The sequence below is a fragment of the Dokdonella sp. genome (assembly GCF_019634815.1).
Taxonomy (GTDB): Bacteria; Pseudomonadota; Gammaproteobacteria; order Xanthomonadales; family Rhodanobacteraceae; genus Dokdonella_A.
The window spans coordinates 15620-36340 of record NZ_JAHCAP010000029.1; the positions used below are offsets into that span (position 1 = coordinate 15620).

Here is a 20721-nt window from a genome sequence, read left to right on the forward strand (position 1 = left end):
GATCAGCTGGAACGCGAACATGCACAACCGGATCGTCCCGCCACCGCTGCAGGTCAGTCGCTGGTTCAACACGGCGACACCGATCACGCTCGACGCGCTGCGCGGCAAGGTGGTGGCGATCCACACCTTCCAGATGCTCTGCCCCGGCTGCGTCGCGCATGGGCTGCCGCAGGCCAAGCGCCTGCGGGAGACCTTCCCCGCCGACCAACTTGCGGTGATCGGCCTGCACACGGTATTCGAGCACCATGCGGTGATGGGTGCCGATGCGCTGGCCGCCTTCATCCACGAATACCGACTCGGCTTTCCGATCGGCATCGATCAGGCGGCCCCGAACGGGCCGATACCGTGCACGATGGCGGCCTGGAATCTGCGCGGAACGCCGAGTCTGGTCCTGCTCGATCGCGACGGACGCCTGTGCCTGAGTCACTTCGGCCAGATCGACGACCTCGTGCTCGGCGCACTCATCGGTCAGTTGTTCGAACGCCCGAGTCAACCGGAGCCATTGGCAGGCCCGAACGCAAACAAATCCGGCGAGTGTGACGACGGCAGCTGCAGCACACCGCTGCGCTGAAATCCGCCGCGGCATGCGATGAACGCGCAGCCAGGGACGGGCTCAGTTCGCCTTGCGATCGGCCTTCATGCGCGCGATGTCGATCGGCTGGATCTGCGTGATCTGGCAGCGTTGACGGTCGAAAGTCACGTAGTCGAATTTTTTCGAGACCACGTGCGCGCCCTGCGAGCTCACGCCGATGTCATTGGCCCACTCGAGGTTTGGACAGCCGTCTTCGACCGTGAGCAGATAGGCGGTATTGAGCCCGGTCCAAACCGCAACGTGACGGGGCCCGAGCGGCTGCCACTGATCGAACGACCAGTAGCGGAATTGATCCACCGGCGCCTGCAGATACGGCGTGTATTCCTCAAGGTGCTTTTGCGCCACCTCGCGCGTATCGGCAAACGCCGAACCCGCAAACGTGGCCAACAGGACCAGACCGGCAATCGACTGCATCTTCATGCGTTGTTCCTCCGCCCGACCGGGGCCATGTGATAGACGTTTCGGCGTGGCCAAAGTGCGCACCGTGTGCGGCCTTCGTTCGCGCGTCGTTCATCCAGCGGTTTACGCAGGTCGTTCCGGATCCGCTCGTGCCCATTGCCCGGCAAGCGCAGGCCGGACTTGAACTTGAACGAACATGCATCGCCACTTGCGCTGACCTTGGACGCAACGCGCTCAGTCGCCCTGACCCCCGTTGATCGAATCGTGCAGCCAGATCCGTGCGGTTTGCCAATGCCGTTTCACGGTTGCCGGTGACTGGCCGAGGACGTCGCCGGTTTCCTCGATGCTCAATCCACCGAAGTAGCGCAACTCCACGACCCGCGCCTTGGTCGCATCAAACAGATGCAGGCGCCCGAGTGCGCGGTCCAGGGCGAGCACATCGATTGCGGCGGCAGTTCGATCATCGGGCTCGGCGTCCAGGCTCGAAAGCGTGGTCCGTTGCCCGCCATCGCGCTTGGCGGCACGACTGCGCCGTGCGTGGTCGACAAGGATTTCACGCATCAGGCGCGCACTCATCGCCAGCAGGTGCTGGCGATCCACCGCATCGGGTACCGCGCCGCAGGCCAGCTTCAACCACGCCTCGTTGACGAGTGCGGTGGGTTGCAACGTGTGACCGGGGGCTTCGCGACGGAACGCCTGGCGCGCAAGCCGGCGCAGCTCGGGATACAGGATCGCAATGATTCGATCGCGCGCGTCGGTGTCGCCGATACGCCAAGCGCCCAGCAAACGCGTGACATCATGCTCGCTCATGGCGCAAGTATAGGCGCTGCCCTTGCTCGGCTGCGCGGCCGATGGCGTGAGCCGTGGTCTATACTGCCAGCCGGTTCTGGTGCGTGAGGGTGAGCATGGAGCCTGCCGACGAAGGTGAAGTGCTGCGATTGCTGGAGACGGCATTGGAGATGCCGCCGCGGCAACGGCAGGCATGGCTCGATACGCTCGACGCCCGGCCCGCAGTGACTGCGCGGCTGCGTCATCTGCTGCGTGAGACCCAGCTCACCGAGGCCTTCCTGGGCGAAGCGGCCGATTTTTCGCCCCTGTCTGCCGACAGACTCGAATTGCCGGCCGTCGGCGATCGTCTGGGCATCTGGCGACTCGAGCGCGGGCTCGGTTCAGGCGGCATGTCGGTGGTGTTTCTGGCCCGACGCGACGACGGCATCTATCAGCAACAGGTCGCGATCAAGCTGATGCGCGGCGCTTTCCTGCTGCTCGAACCCGCTGCGCGTGCTGCCTTGACCGCACACTTCGAGAACGAGCGCCACCTGCTGGCGAGGCTGGAACACCCCAACATCGCGCGGATCCTCGATGGCGGCAGCACACGCAATGGCCTGCCGTGGCTGGCCGTGGAGTTCATCGACGGTCAGCCACTGGACGCGTATTGCGCCAGCAAGGACCTCGATCTCGACGGGCGACTGCGGCTGTTCGTCAAACTCTGCCATGCCGTGCAGGCAGCCCATCAACACTTGATCGTGCACGGCGATCTCAAGCCGAACAACGTGCTGGTCGACGCCCAAGGCGAGCCCAAGTTGCTCGATTTCGGCATCGCGCGCAGCCTCGAGGCAGATGGCACGGGCAAGACCGCGCGCGCACGCGATGCAATCATGACGCCCGCCTACGCCAGCCCCGAGCAGTTTCGCCTGCAAGCGCTCACGACTTCATCGGATGTCTATTCGCTGGGCGTGATGCTGTACGAACTCATCAGCGGTGGGCGACCCTACGTGCTCGTCGGCACCGACCCCGATCTGGCCGCACAGGTGATTACCCGGGCGCAGCCGATCAGTTTGCGGCGAGGACCTGCCACGCCCAACGCGCCTGATCGAAGGCGCCCCGCACATGCAAAGGCCGTCGACCCCGACCTGGAATGCATCGTCGCCAAGGCCCTGGATCTCGATCCCGGGCGGCGTTACGGCTCGGCCGAGGGCATGGCCGATGACCTGCAGCGACATCTCACCGGCTGGCCGGTGCTCGCCCACGCCGACTCGATCAGCTATCGCGCACGCAAGTTCCTGCGTCGACATCGTTTCGGCAGCGTGGCCGCAAGTCTGGCCCTCGCTGCCGTGTTGGGCGCGGCCGGCGTCGCGGTGGTGCAGGCGCGGCAAGCACAGCGCTCAGCGCTCGACACCGAACAGGTCAACGCGTTCCTGCTCGAAGTCCTCAACGCATCCAGCCCCTACGAAAGCGGGACCGAGCTCACGCTCGGTCAGGCGCTGGACGATGCAATCGGCAAGATCGATGCGCACTTCGGCCACCGCCCCGACCTCGCGGTAGCGGTGCGCAACAGCCTCGCCGAGAGCCTGTTTGCCCGCGGCCGGCTCGACAATGCCGAAAAAGTCGCGCAGCGTGCGCGTGACGATGCCACCCGGCTGTTCGGCAGCGATGACAAGCGCACGGTGATGGCGCTGGCCACCCTCGCCAACGTCCGCAAGGAACAGGAGCGCGACGACGAGGCGATGAACTTGTTCGGCGATGCGATGCGGCGCCTGGAGCGCAGCGGACAGACGTCGATCCCGCTTTATGCGGACCTGCTCAATGATCTGGGCGTGCTGCATCTGGTGCGCGAAGAATTCGACCAGGCGAAACCCTTGTTCGAACGTGCACTGGCGCTGGACCGCAAGCTCGCCGGGCGCGAGTCGCGCGAAGAACACGCGCGCACGCTGGGCAACCTCGCCCATGCCGAGCGCGGACTCGGCCATCTCGACCGTGCCGATGCGCTCTATCGCCAGGCACAACCGATCCTCGAGGCCCTGTACCCCGATGGCGGCCCGCATCTGGCGGTGATCCTCAACAACCGCGCCAAGCTCGCCCACATGCGCGGCGACGACGCACTTTCATTCGACCTGCAGAAGCAGGCCGTGGCGATGCATCGCGCGTCCTTTCACGGCGACCATGCGATGGTGCTGGTACCGCTCACCAATCTGGCCGCCTCGGCGCTGGAAGTTGGGCAAGTAGACCTGGCCGCAAGCACCGCCGAAGACGCCGTTGCGATGGCCGCCCGCCTCTACCCTGGCGGCCATGCCTATCGCCTCAACGCGATCCTGCGACTGGCCGCGGTGCGCATGGCGCAAGGCCGCAGCGCCGATGCCGGCGCGTTGCTGGCTGAAGGGCGCCGCATGTTTGCCGGCCTCGAGAATACGCCACCCTCGATCCGCGCCCGTCTCGAAGCGCTCGAGGCGCAATACGCCTCGAGCAAGGCTTCCGCGCCGGCAAAGCTTCCCCACGCCGCATCGCACTGAGCAAGGCCGCCGCCAGCGCTCCCGACGCGCGTGAGCCGGTTTTCACCGCGATTGCGCATTGGCTGACAAGGGACTCCGACCACGGGCAGGGACGCCCCCTTCCCAGCGGAGGTTCCAGCCATGCACACGATAATCTCGTTCGGTTCGCGCCGTTGGCGGCGCCCGAGCACACGCCTGCCCGCCCTGCTTCTGGTCCTCTTCGCCCCGGCGCTTGCAGCGCAGACGATCATCAGCGGCGATCCGGTGCCGCAGTTGGCCGCCTTCGACACCGCGCTGGTGAACCTCATGAACCAGCACGACATCACTCAGGCCGAAATGGCCATCACCTGGCAGGGCCGTCTAGTCCTTGCGCACGGCTATACCCGCAATCGCGGACCCAACGATGTCGGCGTGCAACCGGTGACGCGCATGCGCATCGCCAGCAACAGCAAGCAGATCACCTCGATCCTCGTGAATCGACTGATTCAGGACGGCGCGCTGTCACTCAACGACACGCTGTCGCAGTTCGTCGATCTGACACCCCTGCCGGGCGAAAGCGCGGATCCGCGGCTGGCGAAAGTCACGGTGCGCAACCTGCTCGAACACCTGGCCGGATTCGGCAACTACGGCATCCGCGATCCCATGTTCGCCGATCCGCAGATCGCAGCGGCCGTCGGCACCAGCCTGCCGATCCATCAGGATGACATCATCCGCGCGATGAATGGCGTGGCGCTCAACTCCAATCCCGGCACCACTTTCCAATACAGCAACTACGGCTATCTCCTGCTTGGGCGCATCATCGAGGTGGCAAGCGGCATGAGTTACGAGGCCTATGCCAAGAGCATCTTCCAACCACTGGGCATCCATCTCATGCGTCTGGGCCATTCGCGCCGCTCCGATTCGATCGGATTCGAGACCGGCTATTACTCCGGCATCCAGCGCGCCACCGTATTCGACGACTCCGGCACGCTGGTGCCCTACGAATACGGCGCCTTCAATCTGGAGAACATGGACAGCCACGGCGGTTGGATCATGTCCGCGGTGGAACTGGTCCGCATCGCCAGCAACCTCGACAAGCCCGCGGCGCCGACGGCGGTTCTCAACCATGCCTCACTCGCACGCATGCTCGCGCGACCACAAAACTACGCAGGCCCATACACCCCGGGCGACCCGTACTATGCGTCCGGCTGGTCGGTGCGCGACTACGGCAACGGTCACTACAACACCTGGCATGACGGCAGCCTGCCAGGCACTACCTCGTACATGGCGCGCATTCAGGACGGCTGGGATTTCGTGGTCATCCTCAACCGCCGCGCCGAGAGCGGCAACGCCTGCTACTCCTGCGAGATCGACACCATGATGTGGAACGTGCGCCAGACAATATCGCCGTCGCAGTGGCCGACCCACGACCTGTTCCCGAAAATGCTGGACATCCTGTTCATTGATGGGTTCTGAGCGTCCCCCTGGAGACGCACCGATTCCCCCGGACCCGACCAGCGAGCGAATGGCGCAACCGACCCCGCAGGGGTGTACGCGGGGAAGGCGCTCCGCTCTACGACGGCGGTGGTGGGCTCCTGTAGAGCCGAGCTCCCTCGGCTCGAAGCGCTCTTGTAGAGCCGAGCTCGCTCGGCTCGCGGCGCACGATCTCGGCGCAAGCAAGAGCAGCGGAGCAAGCTCCGCTCTACGGCGGTGGTGTGTGCTCTTGTAGAGCCGAGCTCGCTCGGCTTGAAGCATATGGGAGCGGAGCAAGCTCCGCTCTACAACGGCGGCGGTGTGCTCCTGTAGAGCCGAGCTCGCTCGGCTTGAAGCATATGGGAGCGGAGCAAGCTCCGCTCTACGGCGGTGTCGGATTTGTAGAGCCGAGCGTGCTCGGCATGCGGCGTGGCAACGAGGCGAAAGACGCAGCGGAGCAAGCTCCGCTCTACGGCGGCGGCGGATTTGTAGAGCCGAGCTTGCTCGGCTTGAAGCATATGGGAGCGGAGCAAGCTCCGCTCTACGGGTGGTGGGTTTTGCAGAACCGAGCATGCCGGGCGGCGGTTTCGGGCGTTGCGAATCCGGCCAATTGCGGGCCGCCTGCGCGCGTGGCACTGTCCGCAACACGTCGGAGGGAAGCATGTCGGATATCACCGAACTGATCGGCAGAGCGCGCGCGGGAGACGCGCAGGCTTCGGAGCGCCTGTTCACGGCGCTGTATGACGAACTGCGCCGCCTGGCTGCCGGACAGTTGCGCGGCGACAACCTGATGCGTTCCACCTCACTGGTGCATGAGACCTGGCTCAAGCTGGCCAACCACGGCAGTCTCGAAATCACCGATCGCAGTCACTATTTCGCGATTGCCGCGCGGGTCATGCGCCAGATCGTGATCGATCATGTACGCGCGCGTGGTGCGAAGCGTCGTGGTGGCGATATCCATCTGGAATCGCTGGATACCACGGCCATGCAGGTTGCCGGACAAGGGCACGACGGGGATGTGCTGGCTCTTGACGATGCGCTGCAACGCCTGGGCGACGTGGATCCCGCACTCGCATCGCTGGTCGAGATGCGCTTCTACGCCGGATTGGAACTGGCCGAGATCTCGAGCGTGATCGACCGCTCGGAACGATCGCTCAAGCGCGACTGGCGTCGCGCACGCGCATTCCTGCAGCGCGAATTGGGACACGCCGCAACATGACCACCAGTGAACAGTGGCGACGCATCGCTGAGTTGTTCGACGAATTGGTCGAGCTGGATGCCGGGCAACGCCATGCACGCTTGCAAGCGCTGCGCGAAGTCGATGTGGAGTTGGCGCGCGAAGTAGCGACCCTCTTGGCCGCCGACGACAATTCGCATCCGCTGCTGGATGGTGATGCTGCCGATGCATTGCCGGACATCATCAGCGATGAGCGGGGCCGATCCGGCGAAGGCGCCCTGATCGGGCCCTACCGCTTGCTGCGCATTCTTGGCGAGGGCGGCATGGGCGTGGTCTGGCTGGCCGAGCGCACCGATGGCGCGTACGAACAGCGCGTTGCCGTGAAACTGCTCAAGCGTGGCATGGACAGCCAAGCCATCCTGCGCCGATTCCTGCAGGAGCGCCGCATCCTGGCTCGTCTGCAACATCCGAACATCGTGCACCTTCTGGATGGCGGCATGAGTGCCGATGGTCGGCCGTATTACGTGATGGATTTCGTCGAGGGTGATTCGATCACCCTGCACGCCCAGCAGCAGCAGCTGTCATTGGCCGCGCGGGTGGAACTGATCGCCAAGCTGGCAGACGCCGTTGCGCATGCGCATACCCAGCTCATCGTGCACCGTGATCTCAAGCCCTCCAACGTGCTGGTGGACGCGCGCGGTGAGCCACGCGTACTCGATTTCGGCATTGCCAAACTGATCGAGGAGAGCGGCAACCAGACCATGACGCAAACCGGCATGCGCGTGCTGTCTCCCGCCTATGCCGCGCCCGAGCAGATCCTCGGCGGCATCATCGGTACCGCAACGGACGTCTACGCGCTCGGCCTGTTGTTGTGCGAGCTGCTGGTTGACGCCCTTCCACACAAGCGCGGCAGCGGCCCGGCACGACTCAGCGAGGACGCCAGCGTGGAAGCCGTGCGCGCGAGCACCTTGGCGGAACGGCTTTCGGCGGAACGCGTGCGCGAACTGTATGGCGCGCTGATGGATCCGGCCAAACTCTCGCGTCGCATTGGTGGCGACCTCGACATCATCATCGCCACCGCGCTGCAGGTGGACCCCACGCGACGCTACGCCACCGCCACCGCCCTTGCGCGCGACCTGCGCAACTGGCTGCGCGGCATGCCGATCAGCGCCCGCGCGGACTCGGGTTGGTACCGAATGCGTCGTTTCGCACGCCGCCACCGCCTCGGCGTGGCGGCAGCCGCGCTGGTTCTGCTGTCGCTGGTCGGCGGACTGGGCGCGGCGCTGTGGCAAGCCAGTGTTGCGCGCGGCGAGGCGATGCGCGCGGACAGCGAACGTGTCAATGCCGAGGTGCAGCTGGAGCGTACGCAGAAGGTCAAGGATTTCATGCTCACGCTGTTTCGTGAGCAGGACCCGTTCAGCCGGGCCAAGGCGCAGGGTCGCAATGCCAGTCAGATGATTGCCGACGCCGTTAGCCAGGTGGACGCCACCCTGTCCGGTGATCCGGCATTGCAGGCCTCATTGCGCAGGGACCTGGGAGAGATTCAGATCAGTCTTGGCGATCGCGCCGCAGCCGTGACCACCCTGAAAAATGCGTGGGAGCAGCAAAAAACACTGTCCGGTGCTGACAGCTCGGACAGCGCCGATGCCCAGGCATGGTACGCGACCGCGCTGCTTCAAGCCGGTGACCTGCCCCAGGCCGAGGCCCTGCTGCGAAGTGCGCTGGACCGCCTGCGAATCACGCTGGGACCGGACGATCTGAAAACGGTGGATGCCGAGACCTCGCTGGCACGCGTGGACATGATGCAATCGCGCAACGAAGCAGCGCTGAAGGCGCTCAATCATGGTCTGGATGTGTACGTCAAGAAATATGGTGAGGATGCCTCCGAACTGATACCGCGATTGTCTGCCTTGTCTGCGCAATACGTGGAAATGTCGCAATTCGAGAAATCCAACGAGATCAGTCGGTGGGCCCTGAGAATCATTGAAAGGAACAATGGCGCCGACCACGTGCGGGCCATCGTTCCGCACGCGCAATTGGCCGATGCCTTGCGTTACCAGCAGAAATACCCCGAAGCAATGCACGAAATGCAGGAGGCAGTGCGCATTGCCCGGCAGCAGTTGCCGGCCAGGCATCCCGTGCTCGCGGGTGTACTGGTGCGTTACGGTGATTTGTTGCGTCGCATGCAACGCTACGATGAAGCCGAGCAGGTGTTCGCCGAAGGTGTAGCCATGCTGGAGGGGGCCAAGACTGGCGAATATGCCCAGATGCTGCAGGTGTACGGCACCTTGGCCGCAGCGCGCGGAGAGCATGCACTGGCCAGCGAACGCTTCCGCAAGTCAGCCGAAGTGTTCCGCCTGGCAACTGGTGAAAGCACGTTCACCTGGTTGACCAATTTGCTGTTGGTGGGAAGCCTTGGCCAATCCGGCCATCTTGCCGAGGCTGAGCAATTGGCTATCGAGGCAAGCCATGCGATTGAAGGCATAAGCAACGAGAACAGCTTCGAGCGTTCCTTTCTGGCCCACACCCGCGGCACCTTGCGCTGGCGCCAGGGACGCATGGTGGAATCGGTTGCCGATTTGCGCGAAGCCTTGCGCATCCTGATCATCGTGTATGGTGAAAACCACCCGGATTCCGCCGGCCTGCGGGTAGCCCTGGCACGCAGTCTGCTGGCCCTGGATGATGCGGACAGTCGGATCGAAGCCAGCACATTGATCGGGCAAGCCATGCCCATCGTGGAGAAATCCAAAGCGGGCAAACCGGACCTGGGTGTGGCCTTGTTGGTGCGCGCGGAAATCCGCTTGAATGCCGGCGATCTGGCCGATGCAAAGCAGGACATCGCGGAGGCCTTGCCCTTGTTGCAAGGCAAGGGCCTGGATCTTGATCGCGCGCGACGCACGGCAGCAGATCTGAGCCAACGCGCCGCCAGGAGCCCGCTGATCGGTCAATCGAAATCTTCGGCAAAAGGTTAGCCGGACAAGCCGAAACCACCTTCGCAGGCCGTCCGTTGCAAACACCTGCGGCGCGGCGAGCGCGAATGCGATGCCGAGGACGAGACGACCCAAAGCGAGCGAGCGGTCCATGGAAAATTCCTGTCGAATGGTTCGCGGAGCCTGTGCAGGATGCAGTGACCATGCAAGTGCCAATCGCCCGGGAATCGGAGCGGGGATCGCAGGCGAAAGCGCGTGTTTGGCGTCGCCGCGCAAGCCAGCTTCCACTGCGGCGCCGCGACTGCGTGATCGCGAAACCAGCCACGTCGACGAAGAGAAATCCTCAAACGCATCCGATGCAGCTACGACACCACTGGGCTGCGCACGGCCTGCGTCCGGAAATCGGTGACAAATGGCAAAGCACAACGCCGCTGCGCACCCCGCAAAAACCGAAATCCCGCGCAGCGATCGTCTGATCGGTCTCAAGCCCGGCACTTTTACGACCTCGGCCTCCCCGCCAGGCCACCCGCAACGGGCGTTTGGGCTTCCCATACCCACACCGCGGCACGCGCGGTGAGCTGGTGCATCGCCACGTTACGGATACTTCGTCTGTGTGCCGTCGAAGTTGTCGGCGAAAATGCGGTCGGCGGTGTACAACTCGGCGCTGGCCAAAGCGGTACCGCCGTTGACGGCCGAGCTTGCACCACCCGCGATCAGCACTTGGCCGGATGGCAACAAATTGGCGGTGTGATCTGTGCGGCCAGTCACCAGATTGCCGGCATCCGACCAGGTATTGGACACCGGATCGTACAACTCGGCGCTGTCCAGAACGCTGCCGTTGTTCCCGCCCGCCACCAGCACCAAACCGATGGGCAGCAGCGTCGCGGTGTGATCCTGCCGCGCCGTCGTCATCGAACTCGCGGACGTGGACGACCAGGAATTCAGCGCCGGGTCGTACACCTCCGCGCCGGCGAGCGGCGCGTAATTGTAGTCAAACTGCCCACCGTATCCGCCGGTTACCAGCACCTTGCCGGATGGCAACCGCGTAGCGGCATGATGGTCACGCGCATTCGCAAGGCCATTGCTTGTCGCGGTCCAGGAATCGGCAACCGGGTCGTACACCTCGGCAGACTTCAATAGCAAGCCACTACCGGTGTTTCCGCCAACCACCAGCACCTTGCCCGAGGCCAGCAACGTCGCCGTGTGCAGATAGCGCGCCGTGCCCAGCGATCCGGTCGTGGCGGTCCACTGACCCAGCGCGGGATCGTAAAGCTCGGAGCTGTTCAAGGCGTTGCCGTTGGAATCCACGCCACCGGCCACCAGCACCTTGCCCGAGGGCAGCACGGTTGCAGTGAAGTAGAAACGCGCGGTGCCCAGCGATCCACTCGGGCTCCATGCGTTCTGCACGCTTTGCGCCGAATCGTAAACATCGACGCTGTCCAAGGCCCCGAATTGCGTATTGCCATGCCCGCCGATCACCAAGGCCTTGCCGGAAGCCAGCGCCACCAGCGCATGCCAGTAGCGCGCTCCTGTGAACGCGCCCGCTGTCGACCACAGCCCGGTCACCGGGTCATACGACTCGGCGCTGTCGAGCACGCTGCCGTTGTAGCCGCCCACCACCAGCACCTTGCCGGTCGTCAGCGTAACCGCAGCGTGCAGACGGCGCGCGGTCGCGAGCGAATCGGTGGCGCTGAATCCGACCGCTCGCGCGCTGCTGGCCAAGGCAAGCAACAACACCAAACCCATTACGCTCACATCACGCTTCATTGGCGTTCTCCAAGACCGGATGTTCCGCGCCGTCAATTCTCGAAACCGTTGGCGAAGATCGCGTCGCCTTGGATGACTTCGACCGCACCGATATCGCAACGCGGACCCTGCGGGCGCGCGACGCCGCGTTGATCGACGCCGCTGCAATTGGCCGGATCGCCGGCGTCGATCGCGGGACTGCCGGGCCCGGGCGCTTGCGTGAGCGTGAAGCCGCCGTTGTCTTGCAGCGGGCCGAGCAGCGGGTCGGCCGTCAAGTTGCCGTCGCCACAGAGGATGTTGCGGTGGCCGTCGTGCGTCGGCACGCAGCCGTTCGCCATGATCGTATATTCGAAAAACGCATTGCTGACGTGAGTGAAATCGATATCGTTGTCGGCGATGGTGGCGTGATTCCCCCAAAAAATCACATGGCTGAAACTGGGGGCAAAATTGTTCATGCCACCCGTGCCATCATTGGCAACGGCGCCGCCTATAATCGCGGAATTGTTCGCGAACGTGACGTGGTACAGAACGGGGCGCATCTCAAGATAGCCCGTCGCCGCGTTGGTGGCTTCAAAGTACATGGCGCCGCCGTTTTGGAAAGCGCTGTTGTTGCTGAAGGTGACCTCGCTCAGCACCGGGTCGATGATCGCATGCAGTCCACTGGCTCGGACGTACATCGCACCGCCGGACTCGCCGTCGGTCGCGGTGGAGTTGCTGCTGAAGGTGACGCGGCTCAGCGCGGGGCTTGCCGTCGAGTAATCGCCAAGGGTCTGGCTGTACATCCCTGCGCCCTGGGAGCCCGAGTTGCCGGTAAAGCTGACATCCACGAGGCTGGGGCTGCTGCGGTTGAGGTGGTTCGAGCTGTTGTTGGCGCCGCTCGTCATGTTGGCCAGGCCGCCGCCTTGCCTCGCGTAGTTTCCGCTGAAGCGCACACGAGTCAGGCTCGGGCTGCTGTCGCTGTCCTTGCCTCGGGCCCAGGCCATCATGCCGCCGCCGTATTGCGACGAGGAGTTGCCGCGAAAGTCCACGTCGTTCAGGCGCGGACTGCACACCGCGTTGGGCACATCGGCCCAGCACAACAGGCCGCCGCCATAGTAGACCGGGGCGCCGAGGGTGTTTGCGGCGGTGATGGTGATGCCGTCGAGCAGGGTCGCCGCGGTGACCGATGAGCCGTCCTGACCGCCCATCGTCATCACGTGGAAACTGTTGTTGCCGACGATGTCGCCGGTGGTTTCGATAATGCCGTTGCTGTCGGGATCGGTGTCATCGCCCTGGATGTCGCCGGAAAGAATCGTGGGATACAAAACCGGATCGCGCACAGTCCCGCTGCCGGCATATCCGCCGTACAACAGCAGGTCGCGCGAAATCTGAAAGGTGACGGCGCGCTCGGCGGTGGTCGGTGTGCCGGTCGTCGTGACCGGTCGATACACGCCCTGCTTCAGCCACAGCTCGTCGCAACCGGTATCGGCCAACGCACTGTGCAGGTCCTTGGGCGTCGTCCAACTGATGCCGTCATTGCCAGCCTGCCCGTCCACCGCAACGCGGCACACCGCGGCACACTTACCATTGCCAACCAGCGCGCCCACAAGCAACAGTGGCGCCAGCGCAAACCTGTCGAGCCCGAAACCGTGCCACGTGCGCATCTTCATGGACGCCCCTTTTCCCTCCCGGCACGTCGGGTGAGTCTAGGGCGGTTGGCGGTCGCGTACAACGCGCGGATACTCGTGCGCCACCACATTGAGCGCGCTTTCCAGCGACATGCCTGGACACACTCCGTTGTCCCGCGCGAACCTGCAAACCAGCTTCGAGCAAATTCGCTCGAGGACTACGCCGAGTGCGCGTACTTCGGTTTTTCGATGTACGTGGTGCTCGATCACTTTGCGGCGCCCGGAACATCAAGTCGGTCACTTCCACGCCGGCCAGGAACATCGGCCTCTTCGGACTGGGCACATTGGTCGCGATCGTCGTCGCCTTGCGGCTGAACAGACACGGCGCCATGCGCCGCCAGGGCACCGGCGCCATGTCGGCGGCAGCGAGCGGGCCGAACGTGAGCGCCGCCTGGTTGCTGCGCTTGAGCTCACGCATCGAAGCGGCCACGCGTTCCGGTTGCCGCAGCGGATTGGCCTGGCTAACCGACAGATCGGGGACCAGCAGACCAAAGTGGTGGCCAGGGACGGAATCGAACCGCCGACACGGGGATTTTCAGTCCCCTGCTCTACCAACTGAGCTACCTGGCCGGATCTGCATGCGTGCTGACGCGAACGGTCAACAGCGGGCCGCGTATTAGAGCCGTGTCGGCGTTTGACGTCAAGGTGCCGATGATGAATAGACCGCAGATGGCAATCCGGGCGCCGCTTTCAGGGCTGATTGATCAGCGTCGTCCTAGATCGGATCGACTGGACGGGTGACCGGGAAACGGCGTTTTGACTCGAGCTGCCAGAACATCCAAGCCGACATCGCGGTGATGACACCCACGCCGACGAAGGTCGCCTGAAATGCGGGCAGCGCCGCTGCGCCGCCCTCGACACCGAAGGCCTCGGAAAACGCCGACAGCGCCCCGCCGGCAGCGGCCACGCCCAGGCTCATTGCCAACATCATCACCATCGACAGCAGACTGTTGCCACTGCTCGCCAGTTCAGCATCAAGATCGCGCAGTGTCACCGTGTTCATCGCGGTGAACTGCAGCGAATTCACGAAGCCGAACATTGCCAGCTGGGCTATGCGCAACCACGCAGGCTGCCCCGGACCGATCAGAGCGAAGCTCGCCATCATCAGGCCGACCAGCACCGTGTTGACGATCAGCACGCGGCGGTAGCCGAAACGCTGCACGATCGGCACCACCGCGCGCTTGGAAGCCATGCCCGCCGCCGCAACCGGAATCATTGCCATACCCGCCTGCAAGGGCGTGAATCCCAGGCCCACCTGCAGCAACAGCGGGATCAGGAAGGGCATCGCGCTGCTGCCGATGCGCGCGAACAGGTTGCCGAGGATGCCCACGCGATAACTGGCCACGCCAAACAGCGCCTGCGGGAACAGCGGCTTGGGCAGGCGCAGCGCATGCAGCCAGTAGGTCACGAACAGCGCCATTCCCAGCAAAAACAGACCCGCTGCTGTGGCATGGCGCAGCCCGAGTTCAGACACGCCATCCAGCGACAGCGAAATCGCCAGCATGCTCACGGCAAGCATCAGGTAGCCGGCAAGATCGAAGCGCCCCACCACGCCGCGTGCATCGGGCATGAAGCGCAAGGTCGCCAGCACCGCAATCACACCGACCGGCAGGTTGATGAGGAAGATCCAGTGCCAGGAAATCGCTTCGACCAGCCAGCCGCCGAGCGTGGGACCGACCAGCGGGCCGATCAGCCCGGGCAAGGCGACGAAGCTCATCGCCTCGAGAAACTCCTCTCGCGGCCATGAGCGCATGATCGCAAGCCGGCCCACCGGCAGCAGCATCGCCCCGCCAACACCCTGCACCACACGCGCGATCACCAGGAAATGCAAACTCCAGGCAGCCGCGCACAGCAGGGAACCCAGCGTGAACAAGCTCAGCGCAAACAGAAAGAGGCGCCGCGTACCGAAGCGATCCGCGAGCCAGCCCGAGGCGGGAATGAGCAGGGCCATCGTGAGTGCATAAGCCACCACCACCGACTGCATGCGCAGCGCGCTTTCGCCCAGACTCGCCGCCATCGCCGGCAAGGCGGTGTTGACGATGGTCGAATCGAGCATTTGCATGAATACGCCCAGCGCCACCAGCCACAACAAGGCGCGCGAATTCGCTGCCTGCGCGGGCGGAGACACAGCCGCGTCATTCATGCCCGGGACCAAGGGGCAAGTGCACGCACAAGGCACGCTCGATCATGATTTCTCCACTGCAAGGATCGCAGGCAAACGCAGCCATCGCTCGCGGTCATCGCGCCCGTTCATCGAGTGCGCCTCGCACCTTCTCGCCAATGCTTGCGAATGCGACAACTGTTCGCACGCCAGCTTGCCGCTGGTGAAGGTTAGCAGTCTCACGAACACTCGGCCGACGCGGCCGCTGGTCGATGCCGACAGTGGCGCGATCCTCATGCATCCTGTCAGCCGCGGACCCCACCGCACAACGGGCGAGCCTCTCCGATGCCGTGCCGACCGCGCCTCTTGATCGGCGTTCACCTAATCGCCATGCTGTGCGGCTTGCCTGGCAACACAATCACCTATCCGCAATGAGCAGCAGATACAACGCCGCCGACATCGAAGTGCTGTCGGGCCTGGATCCGGTCAAGCGCCGACCGGGCATGTACACCGACACCGCGCGTCCCAACCACCTGGTGCAGGAAGTGGTCGACAACTCGGTCGACGAGGCGCTGGCCGGACATGCGAAGACCATCGAAGTCACGTTGCACGCCGATGGCTCGATCGAAGTCACCGACGACGGCCGTGGCATGCCGGTCGACATCCACCCCGAGGAAAAAATCCCCGGCGTCGAGCTGATCCTCACGCGCCTGCATGCGGGCGGCAAATTCTCCAACCGCAACTACCAGTTCTCCGGCGGCCTGCACGGCGTCGGCGTGTCGGTGGTGAACGCGTTGTCGCAGCGCGTGGAAGTCACGATCCGCCGCGAAGGCCAGATCCATCGCATGGACTTCAAGGACGGCGATCGCGCCAGTGCGCTCGCCGTGATCGGCAGCGTGCCCAAGCGGCAAACCGGCACCACCGTGCACTTCTGGCCCGACCCGAAGTATTTCGATTCACCGAAAATCTCGTTGCCGCGCCTCAAGCACGTGCTGCGCGCCAAGGCGGTGCTGTGCGCCGGCCTGACCGTGCGCCTGAGTGACGAGGTTTCCGGCGAAAAGATCGAGTGGTTCTACCAAGACGGCCTGCGCGATTACCTGCGCTCGCTGCTCGGCGATGCCGAACGCATTCCCGCCGAGCTCTATCTGGGCCAGCACGCCAAGGACAACGGCGCGGTCGACTTCGTCGTCGCCTGGCTGCCCGAGGGCGAACTCACGCAGGAGAGTTACGTCAACCTCATCCCCACTGCGCAGGGCGGCACCCACGTCAACGGCCTACGCTCTGGCCTGACCAATGCACTGCGCGAGTTCTGCGAGTTCAGGAATCTGCTGCCGCGCGGTATCAAGCTCGCGCCCGAGGACGTCTGGGACCGGCTCTGCTTCGTGCTGTCGCTGAAGATGAGCGATCCGCAGTTCTCGGGCCAGACCAAGGAACGCCTGTCCTCGCGCGATGCCGCGGGCTTCGTCGAGAACGCCGTGCATGACGGCTTTTCGCTGTATCTCAACCAGCACGTGGAGATCGGCGAGAAGATCGCGCAAATCGCCATCGAACGCGCCACCTTGCGCCTGAAGGCCGAAAAGCAGGTGGTGCGCAAGAAGATCACGCAAGGCCCCGCCCTGCCCGGCAAGCTCGCCGACTGCGCATCGAGCGATCTGTCGCGCACCGAACTGTTCCTCGTCGAAGGCGACTCCGCCGGCGGTAGCGCGCGGCAGGCACGCGACAAGGATTTCCAGGCGATCCTGCCGCTGCGCGGCAAGATCCTCAACACCTGGGAAGTCGAATCCGGCCAGGTGCTGTCCTCGCAGGAAGTCCACGACCTCGCGGTTGCGATCGGCTGCGACCCCGGCAAGGACGACATCAGCGGCCTGCGCTACGGCAAGGTCATCATCCTTGCCGACGCCGACTCCGATGGCCTGCACATCGCCACCCTGCTCAGTGCATTGTTCCTGCGCCACTTCCCGCGTCTGGTGCGCGACGGCCATGTGTTCGTGGCGATGCCGCCGCTGTTCCGCGTCGATGTCGGCAAGCAGATGTTCTACTGCCTCGACGAAGCCGAGCGCGATGGCCTGCTCGAGCGCATCGAACGCGAGAAAATCAAGGGCGCGGTGAGCGTGACGCGCTTCAAGGGACTGGGCGAAATGAACCCGAGCCAGTTGCGCGAATCGACCATCCACCCCGATACCCGCCGCCTCGTCCAGCTCACCGTCGAAACCGACGACGGCACCGCCAGGCTCATGGACATGCTGCTGTCCAAGAAGCGCGCCGCCGACCGCAAGCAGTGGCTGGAAACCAAGGGTGATCTGGCCTCGCTGGAGGCCTGAGCCGGCTTGCTCGAATCCACTCCATCGATTAGCCTTACTTCATGGTAAGGAGTACATCATGAGCACCGCCACCTTGACGAGCAAGGGTCAGATCACCATCCCCGTTGCAATCCGCGAAGCATTGAAGGTCTCCACCGGCGATCGCGTCGAGTTCGTCGAAGTGGCGCCCGGACGTTACGAATTCATGGCGGCGACGGCATCCGTCCGAGACCTCAAGGGCATGTTTGGCAAGCCGCGCAAGGCGGTAGCGATCGAACAGATGAATCAAGCAATCGCCAAGCGTGGTGCAGCAGCACGATGATCGGCCTGGATACCAACGTCCTGGTTCGCTACATCATGCAGGACGACAGGGAGCAAGCTGCACAAGCCAGTCGAGTCATCGAAGCACTCACGATCGACGAACCCGGCCTGATCACGCTGGTGGCCCTGGTGGAGCTGGTCTGGGTTCTCGATGCTTGCTATCAACTCGATCGCAGCCAACAAGCCGATGTCCTGGAACGGCTGCTGCGCACACGGGAATTGCTCATCGAACGCGCTGCCGTGGTCTGGCAGGCGCAGCGCGCGTTTGTCAGCGGAAAGGGCGATTTTGCCGACTGCCTGATCGAACGCTGTGCTGCAGCAGCCGGTTGCAGCCGCACCGTGACCTTCGATCGCAATGCCGCCAGACATGCCAACATGGTGCCGTTACACCGTTGAGGCCCGCGTGTGCGGAGCAATCGTCGCAGCCTTGCTTCCGATTTGGCGCCATCGTTCAGTCCGGCGCATGAGCACTTTCTATTGCCCAGGGGCAAGCTCGCCCATCACCCACCCCGCACCATCTCGACGATCTTCGACGGGCTCAGCGAACCGGCGCGTTCGCGCATCTGCGGCAGGTAGTTCGCCTGCAGGCCCTTGGCCTGGCCGAGCATCTGCTGGAAGGTCTCGCGCAGCATGTCGGTGGAGAACGTGCGACCGCTGGCGTAGTAGCGGCGGGCAACCTGACCGAGCGCGTAGGTGCTCGCAAAGCTCATCCCCGAACTCACCGCCTGACGACCGAGGCCGCCGAGCAGGCTGCCGCCGATCGCGCCGAGCAGGCCGCCGAGGAGTTTCCGGCCGGCCTGTTCGAGATATTGCGCGGTGAGTCCGACGCCGAGCGTGGCGAGGAAGTCCTTGATGTGGCTGGTGTCGAGTTCGTAGCCATACGACTGCCCGATGCGATAGACCATGCGCATCTGCAAGGGAATGATCGCCATCGTCGCCAGCGACTCGGGCAGGAGTTCGAGGCCGCCGTTGAGAATCGAGGCGTCGAGGATCAGCTTGTCGAGTTCGGCTTCGCTCAGGCTCGATGCTTGCGCGCCTGCGCCGCCACCTGTGCTTGTCTCGCCGACAGCTGCTGCGCCAATGGTCGCAAGCGGCGCGGTGGCGATCGCCTGCGCCGCTTGCGCATGCGCGGCGCTGCTGCCGGCATCGAGACCAAGGCGCTTCGACAAATCGCCGAGAAAGGCGCGCTCGGCGTCGCTGCTGCCGCCATCGGCATGGCACACGCACACCGCCATCTCATAGGCAAGCTGGCGCGCTTCCGGTGTCGTCAGCACCGCAATCGCGCCATCGAGATCGATGCGCTTGAGCAGCACATCCTGATAGAGCATGGCGACATCGAGGCCGCCACTGCCCAGACCCGCGGCGACGCGGCGAATCTCCTCGCGCTCGCTGTCGCTGGTGGCGCCGTCGGCCGATGCGGCAATCAGGCTGATCGCAAGGATGGCGCGGGTTTCCTGTTCGGTCATGGCATGTCTCGCATGATGGTTCCGTGCATGGTGCCCGAGCATCGCGCGGCTGTCAGCGTGACCGAAGTCAGGGGAATCGGTGAGTGGGTTGCGCTGTGACCTGGGCGCGTCGCGCCCGGAGACGTGGCCATCCCTGGCCAAACCTTGTCCGCGTCCTACGCGGCGGAATTTCCGGGCCTGATTGGCGAGGTCCGGAGCGTGGCGCTCACGCGCGACGCAGTTCGGGGTTCAGTAGCTTCATCGCGAGGTCCGCGGTTACGTCTTCAATCGCGTCCTCATCTGGGACGGCATCTTGCCGGGACCGGGGACTCGATTCCGCGCAATGGGCGACGCGCCCCCTGCGGGCGGCTTCACGACCGGACTGCCAACTGCCTCACACTTTGGCGGGTGGATGCCGCCCGAAGCTCACGCGCTCGTGGCCGGCGGCGTCGCGCGCACTGTCGATCGACTCGAAGCCGCATCCGGCGAAAAGATTGCGCACCGCAGCTGCCTGGTCGTAGCCATGTTCGAGCAGCACCCAGCCCCCTGCGCGCAGGTGGGTGGGCGCCTGCGCAATGATCGTGCGGATGGCATCGAGACCGTCTCTGCCGGAAGCAAGCGCGTCCGGCGGCTCGAAACGCAGGTCGCCTTGCGCAAGATGTGGATCGCCGGACACGATGTAGGGCGGATTGGAGGCAATCAGGTCGAACATCGCGCCGCCGAGCGCCACGCACCAGTCGCCTTGCGCGAATTCGACGTTGCGCAGGTCGAGCCGCCGCGCATTGCCGCGCGCGACCTCGAGTGCGGCTTCGCTCGCGTCGGTCGCGAGCACGCGCGCCTGCGGCCGTTCGCTCGCAAGCGCCAGCGCGATCGCGCCCGAACCGGTACCAAGGTCGGCCACGCGGACCTCGCGATCGAGCGGCAGTCGCGCAAGCGCGAGTTCAACCAGCAATTCGGTTTCCGGGCGCGGGATCAGCACCGCAGGCGTGACATCGAGTTCCAATGTCCAGAATCCGCGCCGGCCGGTGAGATAGGCGATCGGCTCGCCGCGCCAGCGTGCGTCGATCAACTGCACATACGCGGCGCGCTGGTCGGCAGTGGGTTCGTGCTCGGGCCAGGCGAACAACCAGCCACGCGGGCGAGCGAGCACATGGGCCAGCAGGATCTCGGCCTCGCTGCGCGCCTCCTCGCCCACCAACCGAGTGCTCGCAGCTTCGATCAGGGCGCGGACCGAGCGCGGCTCGCACTCGCTCACGACGACAGCAGGCGCCACGCCTGCACCGCGCAGGCGAGCAAGAACCCGGCGAGGAAAAACAGATAGC

16 protein-coding genes, 1 tRNA gene and 1 pseudogene are annotated in these 20721 nt (G+C 64.5%); 9 read left to right on the top strand and 9 right to left on the bottom strand.

Annotation, left to right across the window (positions count from 1 at the left end; all coding sequences use genetic code 11):
• Positions 1 to 19 precede the first annotated feature (19 nt).
• Complete coding sequence (locus tag KF759_RS12645) at positions 20 to 571, top strand: TlpA family protein disulfide reductase (RefSeq protein ID WP_291226072.1); 552 nt, start codon at positions 20 to 22, stop codon at positions 569 to 571.
• A gap of 42 nt (positions 572 to 613) precedes the next feature.
• Here the strand turns inward: KF759_RS12645 and KF759_RS12650 are convergent, their stop codons facing one another.
• Entirely contained in the window at positions 614 to 1012 is a 399-nt protein-coding gene (locus KF759_RS12650) for a DUF6491 family protein (RefSeq protein ID WP_291226074.1), read from the bottom strand.
• Between the two features lie 213 nt (positions 1013 to 1225).
• On the bottom strand, positions 1226 to 1801 hold the full coding sequence (locus KF759_RS12655; RefSeq protein WP_291226076.1) for an ECF-type sigma factor: 576 nt from the start codon (positions 1799 to 1801) through the stop codon (positions 1226 to 1228).
• 95 nt (positions 1802 to 1896) lie between these two features.
• Between KF759_RS12655 and KF759_RS12660 the strand changes: the two genes are divergently transcribed.
• The 5 genes from KF759_RS12660 (at position 1897) to KF759_RS12680 (ending at position 10295) form a co-directional block, all read left to right on the top strand.
• Positions 1897 to 4281 carry a serine/threonine-protein kinase gene (locus KF759_RS12660; protein WP_291226078.1) on the top strand — a complete coding sequence of 795 codons (2385 nt, stop codon included), beginning with the start codon at positions 1897 to 1899 and terminating at the stop codon, positions 4279 to 4281.
• Positions 4282 to 4401: 120 nt separating this feature from the next.
• Positions 4402 to 5715, top strand: a complete 1314-nt coding sequence (locus KF759_RS12665) for a serine hydrolase domain-containing protein (RefSeq protein WP_291226080.1) — start codon at positions 4402 to 4404, stop codon at positions 5713 to 5715.
• A gap of 658 nt (positions 5716 to 6373) precedes the next feature.
• Positions 6374 to 6931: an ECF-type sigma factor gene (locus KF759_RS12670; protein ID WP_291226082.1), complete on the top strand. Its 558-nt coding sequence runs from the start codon at positions 6374 to 6376 to the stop codon at positions 6929 to 6931.
• The gene (locus tag KF759_RS12675) at positions 6928 to 9861 is read left to right on the top strand and encodes a serine/threonine-protein kinase (RefSeq protein ID WP_291226084.1); all 2934 of its coding nucleotides are present in this window, start codon (positions 6928 to 6930) and stop codon (positions 9859 to 9861) included. Before KF759_RS12670 ends, KF759_RS12675 begins: the two co-directional genes overlap by 4 nt.
• A gap of 161 nt (positions 9862 to 10022) precedes the next feature.
• Positions 10023 to 10295, top strand: a complete 273-nt coding sequence (locus tag KF759_RS12680) for a hypothetical protein (RefSeq protein ID WP_291226086.1) — start codon at positions 10023 to 10025, stop codon at positions 10293 to 10295.
• A 118-nt stretch (positions 10296 to 10413) separates the two neighbouring features.
• Here KF759_RS12680 and KF759_RS12685 read toward each other — a convergent pair whose 3' ends face one another.
• The 5 genes and pseudogenes from KF759_RS12685 to mdtD form a co-directional block, all read right to left on the bottom strand.
• Positions 10414 to 11586 carry a kelch repeat-containing protein gene (locus KF759_RS12685; protein WP_345777434.1) on the bottom strand — a complete coding sequence of 391 codons (1173 nt, stop codon included), beginning with the start codon at positions 11584 to 11586 and terminating at the stop codon, positions 10414 to 10416.
• 32 nt (positions 11587 to 11618) lie between these two features.
• Positions 11619 to 13151 (bottom strand): choice-of-anchor Q domain-containing protein, encoded by a 1533-nt coding sequence (locus KF759_RS12690; protein WP_291226088.1) that lies wholly within the window; start codon positions 13149 to 13151, stop codon positions 11619 to 11621.
• Positions 13126 to 13722, bottom strand: a pseudogene (locus tag KF759_RS12695) (WS/DGAT domain-containing protein); the annotation flags it as partial. The pseudogene KF759_RS12695 and the gene KF759_RS12690, both read right to left, overlap by 26 nt.
• A gap of 4 nt (positions 13723 to 13726) precedes the next feature.
• Positions 13727 to 13802: transfer RNA gene (locus tag KF759_RS12700), tRNA-Phe, on the bottom strand.
• Positions 13803 to 13947: 145 nt separating this feature from the next.
• On the bottom strand, positions 13948 to 15375 hold the full coding sequence (gene mdtD / locus KF759_RS12705) for a multidrug transporter subunit MdtD (RefSeq protein ID WP_291226090.1): 1428 nt from the start codon (positions 15373 to 15375) through the stop codon (positions 13948 to 13950).
• Positions 15376 to 15764: 389 nt separating this feature from the next.
• On the opposite strand from mdtD, the gene parE reads away from it, so the two are divergent.
• The 3 genes from parE to KF759_RS12720 are packed head-to-tail and all read left to right on the top strand — an operon-like array spanning position 15765 to position 18350.
• The gene (parE, locus tag KF759_RS12710) at positions 15765 to 17654 is read left to right on the top strand and encodes a DNA topoisomerase IV subunit B (protein ID WP_291226092.1); all 1890 of its coding nucleotides are present in this window, start codon (positions 15765 to 15767) and stop codon (positions 17652 to 17654) included.
• A 58-nt stretch (positions 17655 to 17712) separates the two neighbouring features.
• Positions 17713 to 17955, top strand: a complete 243-nt coding sequence (locus KF759_RS12715; protein ID WP_291226093.1) for an AbrB/MazE/SpoVT family DNA-binding domain-containing protein — start codon at positions 17713 to 17715, stop codon at positions 17953 to 17955.
• Positions 17952 to 18350, top strand: a complete 399-nt coding sequence (locus KF759_RS12720) for a type II toxin-antitoxin system VapC family toxin (RefSeq protein ID WP_291226094.1) — start codon at positions 17952 to 17954, stop codon at positions 18348 to 18350. The genes KF759_RS12715 and KF759_RS12720 overlap by 4 nt, the downstream gene beginning before the upstream one ends.
• A gap of 104 nt (positions 18351 to 18454) precedes the next feature.
• Here KF759_RS12720 and KF759_RS12725 read toward each other — a convergent pair whose 3' ends face one another.
• Entirely contained in the window at positions 18455 to 19462 is a 1008-nt protein-coding gene (locus KF759_RS12725; RefSeq protein WP_345777435.1) for a DUF533 domain-containing protein, read from the bottom strand.
• Positions 19463 to 19793: 331 nt separating this feature from the next.
• On the bottom strand, positions 19794 to 20672 hold the full coding sequence (prmC, locus tag KF759_RS12730) for a peptide chain release factor N(5)-glutamine methyltransferase (RefSeq protein WP_291226102.1): 879 nt from the start codon (positions 20670 to 20672) through the stop codon (positions 19794 to 19796).
• Between the last annotated feature and the right edge of the window lie 49 nt (positions 20673 to 20721).